A 17,213-nucleotide genomic window follows, 5' to 3' on the forward strand; every position below is an offset into this window, starting at 1 on the left:
GCTTTCAGGGTGCTTGTGCCCGTCGGTCTGGCGTTGACGGTGCTCATGCTGGGTGGCTTGCTCAGGTGGCCGGAGCTGCGTGAGCGCCAAGGCTTGCAGCTGGCCAGGCACGCGCAGTTGGAGCAAGAGCATCGGTCCAGGGTCGGGCAGTTGCAAACGCTGGCTGGTGCGCAGGAGGCGCTCAGCGATGCCGAGCGGCGTTTGGATCAGGCGCGCTGGAGCCTTGCAGCCGGCGAAGGCATGAGTGACCTGCTCGATCGGTTGGTGACTTCCGGGCATACGCAGGGGTTGCACATCGAACAACTGGATGTGCTCGATCACGTCATGCAGGCCGGCTACCGCCAGACGCCTTTGAATGTGCAGGTGGTGGGGCGCTACTCGGCGGTGCGGCAATGGCTGGACGACTGGCTCGGCCAAGTGCGCCTGTTACGGCCCGCTGATATGACGTTGTCAGCGGTAGAAGGTCGCCCAGGGATGTTACGACTGCGCTTGCAAGTGCACACCTACCATGCCGAAGCGCCCGAGCCGGCCAATGAGTGGCTGGCCCAAATACCTGCAAAGGCCCAACCCCTGGCTCCAGTGGTCGATCCGTTTGCCGCGTGGTCGAGTCGTTCGCCTCGGGTCGGGCTGGAGGGCATGCCTCTGGCGCAACTGGAAATGGTCGGCAGTCTTGCGCGTGGACATACATACGAAGCCTTGTTGCTGGCTGCTGGGCAGCTGCACCGCGTGCGTGCCGGTGACCGGCTGGGGCGAGACGAAGGCATTGTGGTGCGAATCGACGAACGATCGACGCAAGTGCGCGAGCGCCTCTACCTGGGCGGCGCCTGGCAGGCGCGTACGGTTGTTCTGGCGATGCGCAAGCGCCTGGAAGAGGGGAGCAGGGAAGACGATGAAATGCCTGTTGAGGTGGATCGCGGCGGCGTTGTTGGTAGTCCCGCCGGTCATGGCGGCGCCTGACCGGGGGGAGCCGCTGTCGCTGAATTTCCAGGATGTGCCCGTGCGCTCAGTGTTGCAGGTGATGGCCGACTACGCGGGCATCAACCTGGTAGCCAGCGATGCCGTGCAAGGCAACATCACGTTGAGATTGCAGGATGTGCCGTGGGATCAGGCGCTGGAGCTGGTGTTGCGCAGCAAGGGGCTGGGCCGTCGCCAAGAGGGCAATGTGTTGCTTGTGGCGCCGGCCGCCGAGTTGGCCGAGCAGTCCCGGGGCGAGCGGATCGGGCAGGAGCTGGAGGCTCAGTTGCAGCCCCTGAGCCGGGCATTGCTGCCCATCCACCATGCCAAGGCTTCTGAACTTGTCGAGTTGCTCCAGGCGACCCTGGCGGACGACGGTATTCTGACCGGTCGCGGCAGCCTGGCGGTCGATGCGCGTACCAACACGCTGATCGCCCACCAGCCAGCCGATAGGCTGGCCGAATTGCGCAGATTGGTGGCCGAACTGGACGTGCCGCTGCGGCAAGTGGCGATCGAGGCGCGCATCGTCGAGGCCAATGTCGACTACGAAAAGAGCCTGGGCGTGCGCTGGGGTGGACCGCTGTATGGCGAAACGGCGCAGTTGGGTCGTGATTTGTTCGTTGACTTGGGGGTAGACAGGGCGACCTCCGGGGTGGGGTTGGGCTTGCTGCGCGCGGAAGTGCTGCTGGATCTTGAGCTCAGTGCCATGGAGAAAAGCGGCAACGGCGAAATCATCTCGCAGCCCAAGGTGGTGACGGGCGACAAGGAAACCGCCAGAATTCTCAAAGGCACCGAAGTGCCATATCAGGAGACCAGCAAGAGCGGCGCCACGTCTGTCGCTTTCCGCGAGGCATCGTTGTCCCTCGAGGTCACGCCGCAGATCACCCCAGACGGCAAGGTGATCATGGCAGTCAGAGTGACCAAGGACGAGCCGGACTACGTCAACGCCTTGAACGACGTGCCTCCGATCCGCAAGAACGAGGTCAATGCCAGGGTTCGTGTAGCTGATGGCGAAACGATAGTGATCGGCGGAGTCTATTCGACCACGCAAAACAAAGTGATCGACAAGGTGCCATTTTTTGGCGATCTGCCGTATGTTGGGCGGCTGTTTCGACGCGATGCATTACAAGAGAAAAAATCCGAGCTGCTGGTCTTCCTGACTCCGCGTATCATGAGTGACCAGGCGATTGCTGTGAGTCGTTGATTCTGTGCGAAATTTGATACTTGTGGGGCCCATGGGCGCTGGAAAGAGCACCATCGGGCGCCTGTTGGCCAAAGAGTTGCGCCTGCTGTTCAAGGATTCCGACAAGGAAATTGAATTGCGAACCGGCGCCAACATCCCGTGGATCTTCGACAAAGAGGGCGAACCGGGCTTTCGTGACCGTGAGCAGGCGATGATCGCCGAGCTCTGCGGCCTCGATGGCGTGGTCCTGGCGACCGGCGGTGGTGCTGTGTTGCGCGAAGCCAACCGTCAGGCCCTGCATCGGGGCGGGCGGGTCATCTACCTGCATGCGTCGGTCGAGCAACAGGTCGGCCGGACAGCGCGGGACCGGAATCGCCCGTTGTTGCGCACAGCCAATCCGGAAGCGACCCTGCGAGCCTTGCTCGAAGCTCGCGACCCGCTCTACCGTGAAATCGCTGACGTGGTGGTGGAAACCGACGAGCGGCCGCCACGCATGGTCGTGCTCGATATCCTGGAGCGCTTGCAGCAGTTGCCGCCCCGGTAAGCCGGGACTATTCTCGGCGTCCGGCGCCGAGGCGAGGTTCAACGTCACCGCGTGGGTCGCTCTACCGACGCCGCGCCAAAGTACATTGTGGGGATACATGCAGACACTAAAGGTCGACCTGGGTGAGCGTAGCTACCCGATCTACATTGGCGAAGGCCTGTTGGACCAGCCTGAATTGCTGGCACCCCACATTGCCGGGCGGCAAGTCGCCATCGTCTCCAATGAGACCGTCGCGCCTCTGTACCTCGAACGCCTTGCCAATACCCTGGGCGCCTACTCGGTGCTTCCTGTGGTGTTGCCGGACGGCGAGGCCCACAAGAACTGGGAAACCCTGCAACTGATCTTCGACGCGCTGTTGACCGCCCGCCATGACCGTCGTACCACCGTGGTAGCCCTGGGTGGCGGCGTGATCGGCGACATGGCCGGTTTTGCGGCCGCCTGTTACCAGCGTGGTGTCGACTTCATCCAAGTGCCCACCACCCTGTTGTCGCAGGTCGACTCCTCCGTAGGTGGCAAGACAGGGATCAATCACCCGCTGGGCAAGAACATGGTCGGTGCCTTCTATCAGCCCAACGCGGTGCTGATCGACACCACCAGCCTCAAGACCTTGCCCCAGCGTGAGCTGTCCGCCGGCCTGGCTGAAGTGATCAAGTACGGCCTGATCTGCGACAAGCCTTTCCTGGACTGGCTCGAACAGAATATGAAAGCCCTGCGCGCCCTGGAGCCTGCGGCCTTGACCGAAGCCATCCGTCGCTCCTGTGCGGCCAAGGCGGCCGTGGTCGGTGCCGACGAGCGCGAGTCCGGCGTACGGGCGACCCTGAACCTTGGGCATACCTTTGGCCACGCCATCGAAACCCACATGGGTTATGGTGTCTGGCTGCACGGCGAAGCCGTGGCAGCGGGCACGGTAATGGCCCTGGAAATGTCCATGCGCCTTGGCTGGATCGACCAGCCGGCGCGGGACCGCGGAATCCGCCTGATGCAGGAAGCAGGTTTGCCGGTGGTGCCACCACAGGAAATGACCCCGGCGCATTTCATGGAGCATATGGCGGTCGACAAGAAGGTGCTCGACGGTCGCCTGCGTCTGGTGCTGTTGCGCCAGCTGGGTGAAGCCGTGGTAACCGACGACTATCCGAAAGAGATTCTTCAGGCCACGCTGTCGGCGGACTACCGCGCGATCGTGGCCCAGCTTTGAGGTTGTGACAGCGCAATGACCAGTTTGCATGCCGATGAGGCGTTTCTCGACCATTACCAGTTGAGCCACGATCCGTTCGCGCCGCGTGTGCCCGGCTTCAAGTTCTTCCCGGCCCAACGCAAGCCGGTGCTCGGGCAATTGCATCACTTGGCCCGTTATAGCCATTTGATGCTGGTCGTCACAGGTCCTGTAGGCAGCGGCAAGACCCTGCTGCGCCAGGCACTGGTGGCCAGCACCAACAAACAGTCCGTGCAAAGCGTGGTGGTTTCCGCCCGCGGTGCCAGCGATGCCGCCAGCGTGCTCGGGCAAGTCGCGCAGTCGCTGAGTGTGGCCCAGCCGGAGGTGCAGGCTATCCTGTCCCAGGTGGTGCAGCTGGCGCTGACCGGGCAAGAAGTCTACTTGCTGGTGGACGATGCGGAACAACTCGACGAGTCGGCACTCCAAGCGTTGCTGGAATTGGCGGCGGGCATGCCGGAAGGGCGTCCGCATGTGTTCCTGTTCGGCGAGCCGTCCCTGATTGCCGGGTTGGAGGCAATCGAAGTCGAGGAAGAGCGTTTTCATATCATCGAGCTTGCGCCCTACAGCGAGGAGGAAACCCGCGAGTACCTGGAGCAACGCCTGGATGGTGCTGGCCGGGGCATCGAGGTGTTCACCCGTGAACAGATCGTCGATATCCATGAAAACTCCGACGGCTGGCCTGGCAACATCAACCAGGTCGCCCGCGATACTTTGATCGAAGCCATGATCGCCAGCCGTGGAACGGCCAAGCGACCAACCATGGGGTTCAAAATGCCTAAGAAACACGTGCTCGCGCTGTCCGCTGTGGTTGTGGTCGCCGTTGCGGCCGCGGTTCTGATGCCGAAGAAAAGCGACAAGGCGCCCGCCGAAGCCCCTGCCGCACAGGCGCAGTTGCCGTTGGGCGAAGGTCAGCCGGGGGCTGCGCAGTCGAACAATGGTGGCCCGGCCATCGAGTTCTCCGGTACGTCCCAGCCGATGCCGCTGCCGCTGGTAGGGCAGTCGCAGCCAGTGATGCGTGAGCCGCTGGCTCAGGCCGCGGGCATGGGTGAGGGTGAGGAAGGCAGCCCGGCTGGCGACACCGCGCTGCAACCGGGCACTCCCCCTACAGTGACGACCATCGCACCGCCCCAGGGCGTGGCTGCTGGCCCTGCGCCGACGCCTGCGCAACCTGTCACCACGGCTCCGGTGCAGCCGGTTGCGCCTGCGCAGAAGCCTGTTGCAACCCAGCCTGCCAAACCGGTTGCGCCTACCAAGCCAGCCCAGGCACCGACCCAGGTCGCTGCGGCCAAGCCGGCCGCCAAGCCGGCCGAAAAACCGGCAGCCGGTGGCAGTGGCAACAGCGGCTGGTACGCGGGCCAGAAACCTGGCAACTATGTGGTGCAGATCCTTGGTACCAGCTCCGAGGCATCGGCACAGGCGTTCGTCAAGGCGCAGGGTGGCGACTATCGCTACTTCAAGAAAAACCTGCAGGGCAAGCCGCTGTACGTCGTCACTTATGGCAACTTCGCCAACCGCGATGCAGCGGTTGCGGCAATCAAGAACTTGCCAGCCAAGGTCCAGGCTGGTAAACCTTGGCCACGTACCGTCGCCAGCGTCCAACAAGAGCTGGCCTCGGCCCGCTGAAACCTTCCGGGCGGCAATACCCCGCCGCCCAGTTGCTGAGCGACCACTGACATTCGACTAGCCTGCTGCGCCTGAGCGCGGCAGGCTTTTCTGTCCCAGACTGCCGGCCACAAGCCAATCTTGCAGTCATGGCTGAAACGCTTCAGACTCGAGCCAGGCTGCTATCACGGCGCATGGCGCAAAAACATTCAAAATTGCGACATAAATTTTCAATGGTGAGACATGAAAATTTGTGAGTATCACTGTCGCTGTGCAACAATGGTTTTCCATGGCCACCGCAAAAAAGCTGGCGTTTGATCGGCGTGGATGGTAAGTGGTTGTACTAAAAAGAGATTTGCCTCCGGTTGAGAGGTGAACCTGGTGAGAAAGTGTCTATGAAAACAGGTCTGTACCATCCCGAAGAATTCAAGGACAACTGTGGTTTCGGCCTGATCGCCCATATGACGGGCGAGCCGAGTCACCACCTTCTGCAAACCGCCATGCAGGCGCTGACCTGCATGACCCACCGTGGTGGGATCAACGCCGACGGCAAGACCGGTGACGGTTGCGGTCTGCTCATGCAGAAGCCCGATCAATTCCTGCGTGCCGTAGCCCAGGAGCACTTTGCCGTCGAACTGCCCAAGCAGTACGCCGTCGGCATGGTGTTCTTCAACCAGGATCCGGTCAAAGCCGAAGCCGCCCGTGCCAACATGGACCGCGAAATCCTCGCGGCTGGCCTGAAGCTGGTTGGCTGGCGCAAAGTCCCGATCGACACCAGCGTGCTTGGCCGCCTGGCCCTGGAGCGCCTGCCGCAGATCGAACAGGTGTTCATCGGCGGTGAAGGCCTGAGCGACCAGGAATTCGCGATCAAGCTGTTCAGTGCCCGTCGCCGCTCGTCCGTGGCCAACGCCCATGATGCCGACCACTACATCTGCAGCTTCTCGCACAAGACCATCATCTACAAAGGCCTGATGATGCCGCGTGACCTTGCGGCGTTTTACCCAGACCTGAGCGACGAGCGCCTGCAGACCGCGATCTGTGTGTTCCACCAGCGCTTCTCCACCAATACCCTGCCGAAATGGCCGCTGGCGCAGCCGTTCCGTTTCCTCGCCCACAACGGCGAGATCAATACCATCACTGGCAACCGCAACTGGGCCATGGCCCGTCGCACCAAATTCGCCAATGACCTGATCCCCGACCTCGAAGAGCTTGGCCCACTGGTCAACCGCGTCGGTTCCGACTCCTCGAGCATGGACAACATGCTGGAGCTGATGGTCACCGGTGGCATCGACCTGTTCCGCGGCGTGCGCATGCTGGTGCCGCCAGCCTGGCAGAACGTCGAGACCATGGATGCCGACCTGCGCGCCTTCTACGAATACAACTCCATGCACATGGAGCCGTGGGACGGCCCGGCCGGCATCGTCATGACCGAAGGTCGCCACGCAGTCTGCCTGCTCGACCGTAACGGCCTGCGTCCTGCACGTTGGGTGACGACCAAGAACGGCTACATCACCCTGGCTTCGGAAATCGGCGTGTGGGACTACAAGCCGGAAGACGTGCTGGCCAAGGGCCGTGTCGGCCCGGGTCAGATCTTCGCCGTCGATACCGAGACTGGCCAGATCCTCGACACCGATGCCATCGACAACCGTCTGAAGTCGCGTCACCCATACAAGCGCTGGCTGCGTCAGCACGCCTTGCGTATCCAGGCGACCCTGACCGACGACCAGGGCGTGGCCAGCTACGATGCTGACCAGCTCAAGCAATACATGAAGATGTTCCAGGTCACCTTCGAAGAGCGTGACCAAGTGTTGCGTCCGCTCGGCGAGCAGGGCCAGGAAGCGGTCGGCTCGATGGGCGACGACACGCCGATGGCCGTGCTGTCCCAGCGCGTGCGTTCGCCTTACGACTTCTTCCGCCAGCAGTTCGCCCAGGTGACCAACCCACCGATCGACCCGCTGCGCGAAGCGATCGTGATGTCCCTGGAAATCTGCCTGGGTGCCGAACGCAACATCTTCCAGGAGTCCCCGGAGCATGCTTCGCGGGTGATTCTCAGCTCGCCGGTCATCTCGCCCGCCAAATGGCGTTCGCTGATGAGCCTGGAGCGCGAAGGTTTCGACCGCCAGCTGATCGACCTCAACTATGAGGAAAGCGTCGGTCTGGAAGCAGCCATCCGCAATATCGCCGACCAGGCTGAGGAAGCGGTGCGCAGCGGCAAGACCCAGCTGGTGCTGAGCGACCGCTACATCGCCCCGGGCAAGCTGCCGGTGCATGCCTCCCTGGCCGTTGGCGCGGTGCACCACCGCCTGACCGAGCAAGGCCTGCGCTGCGACAGCAACATCCTGGTGGAAACCGCCACCGCCCGTGACCCGCACCACTTCGCCGTGCTGCTGGGCTTCGGCGCCTCGGCTGTCTACCCGTACCTGGCTTACGAAGTGCTGGCCGACCTGATCCGCACCGGTGAAGTGCTGGGCGACCTGGACGAAGTGTTCAAGTACTACCGCAAAGGCATCTCCAAAGGCTTGCTCAAGATCCTGTCGAAGATGGGTATCTCGACCATCGCCTCGTACCGTGGCGCCCAGCTGTTCGAAGCGGTGGGCCTGTCCGAGGAAGTGGTTGGCCTGAGCTTCAAAGGGGTCTCCAGCCGGATCAAGGGCGCGCGCTTCGTCGACCTCGAAGGTGACCAGAAGCTGCTGGCGGCCGAAGCCTGGAGCGCGCGCAAGCCGATCCAGCAAGGCGGCTTGCTGAAGTTCGTCCACGGCGGCGAATACCACGCCTACAACCCAGACGTGGTCAACACCCTGCAGGCTGCCGTGCAGCAGGGCGACTACGCCAAGTTCAAGGAATACACCACGCTGGTCGACCAGCGCCCGGTGTCGATGATCCGTGACCTGCTGAAGGTGAAGGTGGCCGACCAGCCGCTGCCGCTGGATCAGATCGAGCCGCTGGAGGACATCCTCAAGCGCTTCGACTCCGCAGGTATCTCGCTGGGTGCGTTGTCGCCAGAGGCCCACGAGGCGCTGGCCGAGGCCATGAACCGTCTGGGCGCGCGCTCCAACTCCGGTGAAGGCGGCGAGGACCCATCGCGCTACGGCACCATCCGCAGCTCCAAGATCAAGCAGGTGGCCACCGGCCGTTTCGGTGTGACCCCCGAGTACCTGGTCAACGCCGAAGTGCTGCAGATCAAGGTCGCCCAAGGCGCCAAGCCCGGCGAAGGCGGCCAGCTGCCAGGTGGCAAGGTCAACGGCCTGATCGCCAAGCTTCGCTATGCGGTTCCTGGCGTGACCCTGATCTCGCCACCACCGCACCACGACATCTACTCGATCGAAGACCTCGCGCAGCTGATCTACGACCTCAAGCAGGTCAACCCGCAGGCGCTGGTTTCGGTCAAGCTGGTGGCTGAGGCGGGCGTGGGTACCATCGCCGCTGGCGTGGCCAAGGCCTATGCCGACCTGATCACCATCTCCGGTTACGACGGTGGTACCGGTGCATCGCCGCTGACCTCCATCAAGTACGCTGGTGCCCCGTGGGAACTCGGCCTGGCCGAAACCCACCAGACCCTGCGCGGAAACGACCTGCGCGGCAAGGTCCGGGTACAGACCGACGGCGGTCTGAAAACCGGTCTGGACGTGATCAAGGCCGCGATCCTCGGCGCCGAGAGCTTCGGCTTCGGCACCGCGCCAATGATTGCCCTGGGCTGTAAGTACCTGCGCATCTGCCACCTGAACAACTGCGCGACTGGCGTCGCCACTCAGAACGAGAAGCTGCGCAAGGACCACTACATCGGCACCGTCGACATGGTGATCAACTTCTTCACCTTCGTCGCCGAAGAGACCCGCGAGTGGCTGGCCAAGCTCGGCGTGCGCAGCCTCGGCGAGCTGATCGGCCGCACCGACCTGCTTGATGTGCTGCCAGGCGACACCGAGCGCCAGCAGTACCTCGACCTGACACCGCTGCTGGGCAGCTCGCACATTCCGGCCGACAAGCCGCAGTTCTGCGAAGTGGACAAGAACCCGCCGTTCGACAAGGGTGAGCTGGCTGAGAAAATGGTCGAGATGGCCCTTCCGGCGATCCGCGACCAGGCGGGTGGCGAGTTCGCGCTCGACATCTGCAACTGCGACCGCTCCATCGGTGCCCGCATCTCTGGCGAAATCGCCAAGCTGTACGGCAACCAGGGCATGGCCGACAAGCCAATCACCTTCCGTTTCAAGGGGACTGCGGGCCAGAGCTTTGGCGTGTGGAACGCCGGTGGCCTGAATCTGCACCTGGAAGGTGATGCCAACGACTACGTCGGCAAGGGCATGACTGGCGGCAAGGTGACCATCGTGCCACCGGCCGGAAGCCCGTTCGAAACCCAACACAGTGCTATCGTCGGCAACACCTGCCTGTACGGCGCCACTGGCGGCAAGCTGTTCGCCGCTGGCACTGCCGGCGAGCGCTTCGCTGTGCGTAACTCCGGCGCCCACGCTGTTGTCGAGGGTACTGGCGATCACTGCTGTGAGTACATGACCGGTGGCTTTGTCTGCGTTCTGGGCAAGACCGGTTACAACTTCGGTTCTGGCATGACTGGCGGCTTCGCCTACGTGCTCGACATGGACAATACCTTCGTCGACAAACTCAACCACGAGCTGGTGGAAATCCAGCGGATCAGTGGCGAGGCGATGGAGGCCTATCGGAGCCACCTGGCGCGCGTCCTGGCTGAGTATGTGGAAGAGACCGGCAGCGAGTGGGGGCGTGAGCTCTCCGAGAACCTGGACGACTACGTGCGGCGTTTCTGGCTGGTCAAGCCGAAGGCGGCCAACCTGAAGCAACTGCTGTCCAGCACCCGTGCCAACCCGCAGTAAGAACAGCTGCAAGTGACGGCCCCGTGCGCGGGGCCCGTCGTGCTCAAGTGATCGTCTTGCAGCTTGCGGCCTGAGGCTTGCAACTGCGGTAAAGAGGTTTTGAAAAATGGCTGAACGTCTGAACAACGACTTCCAGTTCATCGAAGTGGGCCGCAAGGACCCGAAGAAAAAGTTGCTGCGCCAGCGCAAGAAGGAGTTCGTGGAAATCTACGAGCCCTTCAAGCCGCAGCAATCCGTGGAGCAGGCGCACCGTTGCCTGGGCTGCGGTAACCCTTACTGCGAATGGAAGTGCCCGGTTCACAACTTCATCCCCAACTGGTTGAAGCTGGTGTCCGAAGGCAACATCCTGGCCGCGGCGGAGTTGTCGCACCAGACCAACACCTTGCCGGAAGTGTGCGGTCGTGTCTGCCCGCAGGACCGTCTGTGCGAGGGTGCCTGTACCCTGAACGACGGTTTCGGTGCAGTGACCATCGGCTCGGTGGAGAAGTACATCACCGACACCGCTTTCGCCATGGGTTGGCGCCCGGACATGTCCAAGGTCAAGCCGACTGGCAAGCGTGTGGCGATCATCGGCGCAGGCCCGGCAGGCCTGGGTTGTGCCGATGTGCTGGTACGCGCCGGTGTGACGCCGGTGGTGTTCGACAAGAACCCGGAAATCGGTGGCCTGCTGACCTTTGGCATCCCTGAGTTCAAGCTGGAAAAGACCGTGTTGAGCAATCGCCGCGAAGTCTTCACCGGTATGGGCATCGAGTTCCGCCTGAACACCGAGGTAGGCAAGGACATCACCATGGAACAACTGCTCGCCGAGTACGACGCGGTGTTCATGGGCATGGGTACCTACACCTACATGAAGGGCGGCTTCCCAGGCGAGGACCTGCCGGGCGTGCATGACGCGCTGGACTTCTTGATCGCCAACGTCAACCGCAACCTGGGCTTCGAAAAGTCGCCGGAAGACTTCGTCGACATGCAAGGCAAGAAGGTGGTGGTGCTCGGTGGTGGTGACACCGCGATGGACTGCAACCGCACCTCGATCCGCCAGGGCGCCAAGTCGGTGACCTGCGCCTACCGTCGTGACGAGGCCAACATGCCGGGTTCGCGCCGTGAGGTGAAGAATGCCAAGGAAGAGGGCGTGAAGTTCCTCTACAACCGCCAGCCCATCGCCATCGTTGGTGAAGACAAGGTCGAAGGCGTGAAGGTGGTCGAGACCCGTCTCGGCGAGCCAGATGCCCGTGGCCGCCGCAGCCCCGAACCGATTCCGGGCTCCGAAGAGATCCTGCCGGCCGACGCCGTGGTGATCGCCTTCGGTTTCCGCCCGAGCCCGGCGCCGTGGTTCGAACAGTTCGATATCCAGACCGACAGCCAGGGCCGCGTAGTGGCGCCTGAAAAAGGCAAGTTCAAGCACCAGACCAGCAACCCGAAAGTGTTCGCCGGTGGTGACATGGTGCGCGGGTCCGACCTGGTGGTGACCGCCATTTTCGAAGGCCGTACCGCTGCCGAAGGCATCCTGGACTACCTGGAGGTGTGATCCTGGCCTGTCGCTGGTGCAAGGACTTTGCAGTCTTCGTAGGCGGCGACTTGCCGGCGACAGGGGCGTTAGCGACAGCCTATCAATAGTTTTGTATACAAAATCTATTGATCCAGGACATACCGATAGACAAAAGGCACGGCAAACAGCCGTGCCTTTTCTTTGTGCGTCTGAGAAAATGCCCGCACTTTTTTTCCGGATGCCGACATGACTGCCCTGAAGAACGATCGTTTCCTGCGTGCTCTGCTCAAGCAACCCGTAGACGTCACCCCGGTGTGGATGATGCGCCAGGCCGGCCGCTACTTGCCGGAGTACCGCGCCAGCCGCGCCAAGGCCGGTGATTTCATGAGCCTGTGCATGAACCCGCAGTTCGCCTGCGAAGTCACCCTGCAGCCGCTGGACCGCTACCCTCTGGACGCGGCGATCCTCTTCTCGGACATCCTCACCATCCCCGATGCCATGGGCCAGGGCCTGTACTTCGAGACAGGCGAAGGCCCTCGCTTCAAGAAAGTCATCAGCACCCTGGCCGACATCGAGGCGCTGCCGATCCCCGATCCGCAGAAGGACCTGGGCTATGTGATGGACGCCGTCAGCACCATTCGCCGCGAGCTCAATGGCCGCGTGCCGCTGATCGGCTTCTCGGGAAGCCCATGGACTCTCGCCACCTACATGGTCGAAGGCGGCTCATCCAAGGACTTCCGCAAAACCAAGGCCATGGCCTACGACAACCCCGAAGCCCTGCACCTGCTGCTGGACAAGCTGGCCCAGTCGGTGACCAGTTACCTCAATGGCCAGATCCTTGCCGGTGCTCAAGCGGTGCAGATCTTCGATACCTGGGGCGGTAACCTGTCGGCGGCGGCCTACCAGGAGTTCTCCCTGGCCTACATGCGCAAGATCGTCAGCGGTCTTGTTCGCGAGCACGAAGGCCGCAAGGTTCCGGTGATCCTGTTCACCAAGAATGGCGGCTTGTGGCTGGAAAGCATTGCCGAGGCGGGTGCCGATGCACTGGGCCTGGACTGGACCTGCGAGATCGGCGATGCCCGTCGCCGGGTGGGTGACAAGGTGGCCCTGCAGGGCAACATGGACCCGACCGTGCTGTATGCCAAGCCAGAGGCCATCCGCAAGGAAGTGGCGCGCATCCTGGCCAGCTACGGCAAGGGGAGCGGCCATGTATTCAACCTCGGTCACGGCATTACCCCGGAAGTCGACCCTGAGCATGCTGGCGTGTTCATCAACGCCGTCCACGAGTTGTCGGCGCAGTACCACAACTAAGCGTTCTTCCAGTGGCTGTCAGGTCGCAATGGCCTGACAGCGCCTGGTTAGGTTTTGCAGCCAGCCGCCAGACTTTTCCTATAGGGCGGTCTGGAGCGGTTCTCTAGTCTTGAGGCTTCGCCCGAACCCCTCACGTGCGCCTGGAGCCTTCATGCAAAACACATCCATCAGGCAAGTATCCACCTTCGGTCCTCCCTGTGTTCACGTCAGAGAGCTGCTGGCCTGGCCGCCTCAAAGACCGTGTCATGCATGAACGAAAGTATTGCTGGCAACGGATTCTGCTCCACTGGCTTTCCGCTGTATTGATTCTGTGGGTACTGCTCAGTGACCTTTGCGTCGCACTGATGGATGTAGAGCGCTCGACCTACGAACGCATCAGTGGTTTCAATGCGGCGATCTGCGTGCTCTATATTCCCCTGTTCCTGCTGCGTTGCCTGTTGTACCGGCTCTGCACCCAGCGCGAAGTCGGCCCCGCCGGTCAACCACTGAAATTGATGGTTTGCACGGTGCACGAGGCGCTCTACTTTAGTACCGCTGCCGTTTTGTTGTCCGGCGTATTGATGATCAGGCGCGAGGTCGATGTGCTCGGCTGGTTCATCGTTCCTGCGTTGCTGGACGATCCGCTGTGGCTGGATATCTGGTTTGAACTGCATCGTGTCTCCCGCGCACTCCTGACGGTCTTGTTGCTGGTGCATGTCGGCGCGGTCGTCGTGCAGGGCTATCAGGGACGTAACGTGCTGCGACGAATGCTGCCCTGAGTGGCTGATGCCCTCCTGAGTCCTGGTCTGGCCGGTGACGCTGCATCTTGCGATGTCGGTGGGGAGGGGCGTGTTCGCTGCCTATTGGTCCTCCCCAAACTCCATCAACAGGTTTGTTTACATGCTCATACGTTTTACTCGTCCGCTCCGGCGAGGTTTGACGCTGGTCGAAATCATGATGGTGATGGCGACGCTTGGCATGCTGGGAGTGCTGGTGATGCTCAGCCTCCTGGTTCTCCCCGCTCAGCCGAGTGTGTTCACGGTGCGGGAAGACCTGAAGTCGATCGCCTCGGCGCTGGAGGTGTATCGACTGGACAATGGCACCTATCCCACCACGGCGCAGGGGCTTGAGGCGCTGGTCAAATTGCCTACCCGGCCACCCCTGCCAAGATTCTGGGATGCCCAAGGCTATTTGGCGTCATTGCCAGCCGACCCCTGGGGCTCTGCCTACCAGTACGAAATTCCGGGCACGCGCTCGAACCTGGACTATGACCTGTTCTCCTGGGGCGCCGACGGTGAAGCGGGTGGGGAAGGGGAAAACGCCGACGTTGGCAACTGGGCCGAGTGAGCCCACCGCCGAGCGATTAAGTTTCGCTTCAGCAGTGCTCGCTACTCTGAGGCCATCGAAACCCAAACAAGGACTTACCCTATGAAATTTCGTTACCTGGCCTTCCTGCTTGTGCCTGTGTTCAGCACCGCTGCCCTGGCTGCAGGCTACACCGGCCCCGGTGCCCAACCCGTGATCACCGTGGCAGCGGCCAACGAAGCCGCAGACGACACCCCGGTCGTACTGCAAGGGTTCGTGACCAAGAAGATCAACAACGACGACAAGTACGAATTCAAGGACAACACCGGCACCATCACCGTTGAAATCGACGATGAGGACCTGCCAGCAACGCCGTTCAACGAGAAGACCAAGGTAAAACTGACCGGCGAAGTGGAAAAGCACCTGATGAGCCGTGAGGTGGACGTGGACATCGTCGAGATCATCAACTGACTCGGTGCCTGCTGGGGCCGTTGCCCGGCCCTGGCTTCACGCTGTCTTGGTCGGCAATGTGCTCAGGTGCAGCGCCACCAGGAGTGCCACCGCCAAGAGGCTGCCGATGAACAGCCCGATTCCGTTCCAGCCCGCATGGTGCCAGAACACACCACCTGCCGTCCCGGCCACGCTCGACCCCGCGTAATAGCAGAACAGGTACAGCGATGATGCCTGCCCTTTCGCCTTCAGTGCCCGACGGCCGATCCAGCTGCTGGCCACCGAGTGCGCACCGAAGAAGCCGAACGTGAACACCAGCATGCCGAGGATGACCATCGCCAACGGGCTGAACAAGGTCATCAACAAACCGCTGGCCATCACCAGGATACTGGCCCAGAACACCTTGCGCCGGCCCAGCTTGTCGGCCAGCGCGCCTACCTGCGCGGAACTGTAGATACCCGACAGGTACACCACCGACAGCAGGCCGACCAGCGCCTGGTTCATGTGGTAGGGCTCGGCCAGCAGGCGGTAGCCAATGTAGTTGAACAGGGTGACGAAAGCGCCCATCAGCAGGAAGGCTTCGAGAAACAGCCAGGGCAGGCCTGCGTCTTTGAAGTGCATGACGAAGCCATCCAGCAGGTTGCGCGGGTTCATGGCCTGCGGGCGGAAGTTGCGCGATTCGGGCAGCACTTTCCAGAACACCACCGCTGCCACCAGGGCCAGGCCGCCAATGGTCAGCATCGCCGTGTGCCAGCTGACGAAGTCGATCAGGACGCCGGTGATCAGCCGCCCACTCATGCCGCCAATGGCATTGCCGCCGATGTACAGGCCCATGGCCAGGCCGATGTGCTGGGGATGGATCTCTTCGCTCAAGTAAGTCATTGCCACCGCTGCCAGGCCGCTCAGCGACAGACCGACCAGTGCACGAGTTGCCAGTACCCCTTCCCAGGTCGGCATGACTGCGCTGGCCAAGGTCGACAGTGCCGCGCACAGCAGCGCGAACACCATCACCGGCTTGCGCCCGATGCGATCGGAAATCGGCCCGGTGATCAACAGTCCGAAGGCCAGCATGGCAGTCGAAACCGACAACACCAGGCTGCTCTGCGCGGCGTTGATGGCAAACTCCTTGGAGAGCAGCGGCATCATTGGCTGCACACAGTACAACAGGGCGAAGGTGGCGAAGCCACCGCTGAACAGGGCCAGCACGGTCTTCATGAAGGCGGGGGTGCCTTTTTCGATCCAGGTGTCGTTGAAGGTCGTCGGGTCAGGTTCGGTAGGCTGGGAAGCTACAGCTGTTTTCACGGACAGGTACCTCAAGCGCGATGAAAAAAGCATATAGCTCGCTAATGATTACATCCAATATATTGTTCGACCTATTTGAGATGTTCTGCGACTTGATTGGAGCCCTTCATGGAACTGCGCCATCTGCGGTACTTCATTGCCGTGGCCGAAGAACTGCACTTTGGCCGTGCCGCTCAACAACTGGGAATCTCTCAGCCCCCTCTGAGCCAGCAGATCCAGGCATTGGAACTCGAGTTGGGGGCGCGTCTGTTCGAGCGCACCAACCGCCGCGTCGAACTGAGCGAAGCAGGACGCCTGTTTCTCGAGGAAGCGCGTCAAGTGCTGGCCCAGGTCGAGAAGGCGGCCGATGTGGCGCGTCGGGCTCAGTTGGGTGAGCTGGGTGAAATGAAGATCGGCTTCACCTCGTCGGCACCGTTCACGTCGAAGATCCCCAAGGCCATCCATGCGTTTCGCCAGCGCTTTCCCGCGGTGCATCTGAACCTGAAGGAAATGAGCAGCCGCGATGTTGCCGAAGGGGTGTTCGATGAGTCGATCGAGGTCGGCCTGATGCGTCCGATGCCCTTACCGGACGGGCTGGTAGCCACCGAGCTGTTTCGAGAGCCGCTGGTGGCGGTGATCAACGCATCGCACCCCTTGGCCGTTGGCACCGAGCGGGGAGTGCACATCGCGGCGCTGGCCCATGAACCGTTCGTGTTCTTCCCGCGTAGCTATGGCAGTGGCCTGTATGCGCAACTGCTGAACCTGGCGCGCGATGCCGGGTTCAGTCCGCACTTCGCCCAGGAGGCAGGTGAAGCGATGACCATCATTGGGCTGGTTTCAGCGGGCCTGGGGGTGTCGGTGTTGCCTGCTTCGTTCCAGCGCATGCAGATCGAGGGCGTTGTGTATCGCACCTTGCTGGACGAGGGGGCGACGAGCGCGGTGTGGCTGGTGCAGCGTGAGGGTGGTGGATCGGTCATGGCCAAGGCATTTGCCGAGCTGCTGACGGGATTGTTGATGGGATGAAGGGCTGGGTAAGGGCGCAGCCCCGGCAACCCGGCGCCCAC

13 protein-coding genes are annotated in these 17,213 nt (G+C 62.1%); 12 read left to right on the forward strand and 1 reads right to left on the reverse strand.

What is annotated here, in order from left to right; all coding sequences use genetic code 11:
- The first annotated feature begins 9 nt into the window (after positions 1-9).
- The 11 genes from P3R38_RS01560 to P3R38_RS01610 all read left to right on the forward strand — a co-directional run bounded on the left by P3R38_RS01560 (position 10) and on the right by P3R38_RS01610 (position 14,889).
- Positions 10-957, forward strand: coding sequence for a pilus assembly protein PilP (locus P3R38_RS01560; protein WP_238546532.1), 948 nt, complete (start codon positions 10-12; stop codon positions 955-957).
- Entirely contained in the window at positions 890-2,158 is a 1,269-nt protein-coding gene (locus tag P3R38_RS01565; protein ID WP_081669738.1) for a secretin N-terminal domain-containing protein, read from the forward strand. Before P3R38_RS01560 ends, P3R38_RS01565 begins: the two co-directional genes overlap by 68 nt.
- A 4-nt stretch (positions 2,159-2,162) precedes the next feature.
- Positions 2,163-2,681, forward strand: a complete 519-nt coding sequence (gene aroK / locus P3R38_RS01570; RefSeq protein WP_023378227.1) for a shikimate kinase AroK — start codon at positions 2,163-2,165, stop codon at positions 2,679-2,681.
- Positions 2,682-2,778: 97 nt separating this feature from the next.
- A complete protein-coding gene (gene aroB / locus P3R38_RS01575) occupies positions 2,779-3,876 on the forward strand; it encodes a 3-dehydroquinate synthase (protein ID WP_023378228.1) in 1,098 nt (365 codons plus the stop codon).
- A gap of 15 nt (positions 3,877-3,891) precedes the next feature.
- Positions 3,892-5,517: an AAA family ATPase gene (locus tag P3R38_RS01580; protein ID WP_104883044.1), complete on the forward strand. Its 1,626-nt coding sequence runs from the start codon at positions 3,892-3,894 to the stop codon at positions 5,515-5,517.
- A 374-nt stretch (positions 5,518-5,891) separates the two neighbouring features.
- Complete coding sequence (gene gltB / locus P3R38_RS01585) at positions 5,892-10,337, forward strand: glutamate synthase large subunit (RefSeq protein WP_023378230.1); 4,446 nt, start codon at positions 5,892-5,894, stop codon at positions 10,335-10,337.
- Between the two features lie 106 nt (positions 10,338-10,443).
- The gene (locus P3R38_RS01590; RefSeq protein WP_023378231.1) at positions 10,444-11,862 is read left to right on the forward strand and encodes an FAD-dependent oxidoreductase; all 1,419 of its coding nucleotides are present in this window, start codon (positions 10,444-10,446) and stop codon (positions 11,860-11,862) included.
- 207 nt (positions 11,863-12,069) lie between these two features.
- Entirely contained in the window at positions 12,070-13,134 is a 1,065-nt protein-coding gene (hemE, locus tag P3R38_RS01595) for a uroporphyrinogen decarboxylase (protein WP_023378232.1), read from the forward strand.
- Between the two features lie 245 nt (positions 13,135-13,379).
- Positions 13,380-13,892, forward strand: coding sequence for a cytochrome b/b6 domain-containing protein (locus tag P3R38_RS01600; protein WP_277686768.1), 513 nt, complete (start codon positions 13,380-13,382; stop codon positions 13,890-13,892).
- A 121-nt stretch (positions 13,893-14,013) separates the two neighbouring features.
- Positions 14,014-14,460 carry a type II secretion system major pseudopilin GspG gene (gene gspG, locus P3R38_RS01605; RefSeq protein WP_027907913.1) on the forward strand — a complete coding sequence of 149 codons (447 nt, stop codon included), beginning with the start codon at positions 14,014-14,016 and terminating at the stop codon, positions 14,458-14,460.
- 81 nt (positions 14,461-14,541) lie between these two features.
- Positions 14,542-14,889 carry a NirD/YgiW/YdeI family stress tolerance protein gene (locus P3R38_RS01610; protein WP_104882279.1) on the forward strand — a complete coding sequence of 116 codons (348 nt, stop codon included), beginning with the start codon at positions 14,542-14,544 and terminating at the stop codon, positions 14,887-14,889.
- 36 nt (positions 14,890-14,925) lie between these two features.
- On the opposite strand, the gene P3R38_RS01615 is transcribed toward P3R38_RS01610, so the two are convergent.
- The gene (locus P3R38_RS01615; protein ID WP_238546552.1) at positions 14,926-16,083 is read right to left on the reverse strand and encodes an MFS transporter; all 1,158 of its coding nucleotides are present in this window, start codon (positions 16,081-16,083) and stop codon (positions 14,926-14,928) included.
- A gap of 195 nt (positions 16,084-16,278) precedes the next feature.
- Between P3R38_RS01615 and P3R38_RS01620 the strand changes: the two genes are divergently transcribed.
- Positions 16,279-17,172, forward strand: coding sequence for a LysR family transcriptional regulator (locus P3R38_RS01620; RefSeq protein ID WP_027907915.1), 894 nt, complete (start codon positions 16,279-16,281; stop codon positions 17,170-17,172).
- Positions 17,173-17,213: the final 41 nt, after the last annotated feature.

The organism is Pseudomonas sp. NyZ480 (assembly GCF_029537255.1).
Taxonomy (GTDB): Bacteria; Pseudomonadota; Gammaproteobacteria; order Pseudomonadales; family Pseudomonadaceae; genus Aquipseudomonas; species Aquipseudomonas taiwanensis.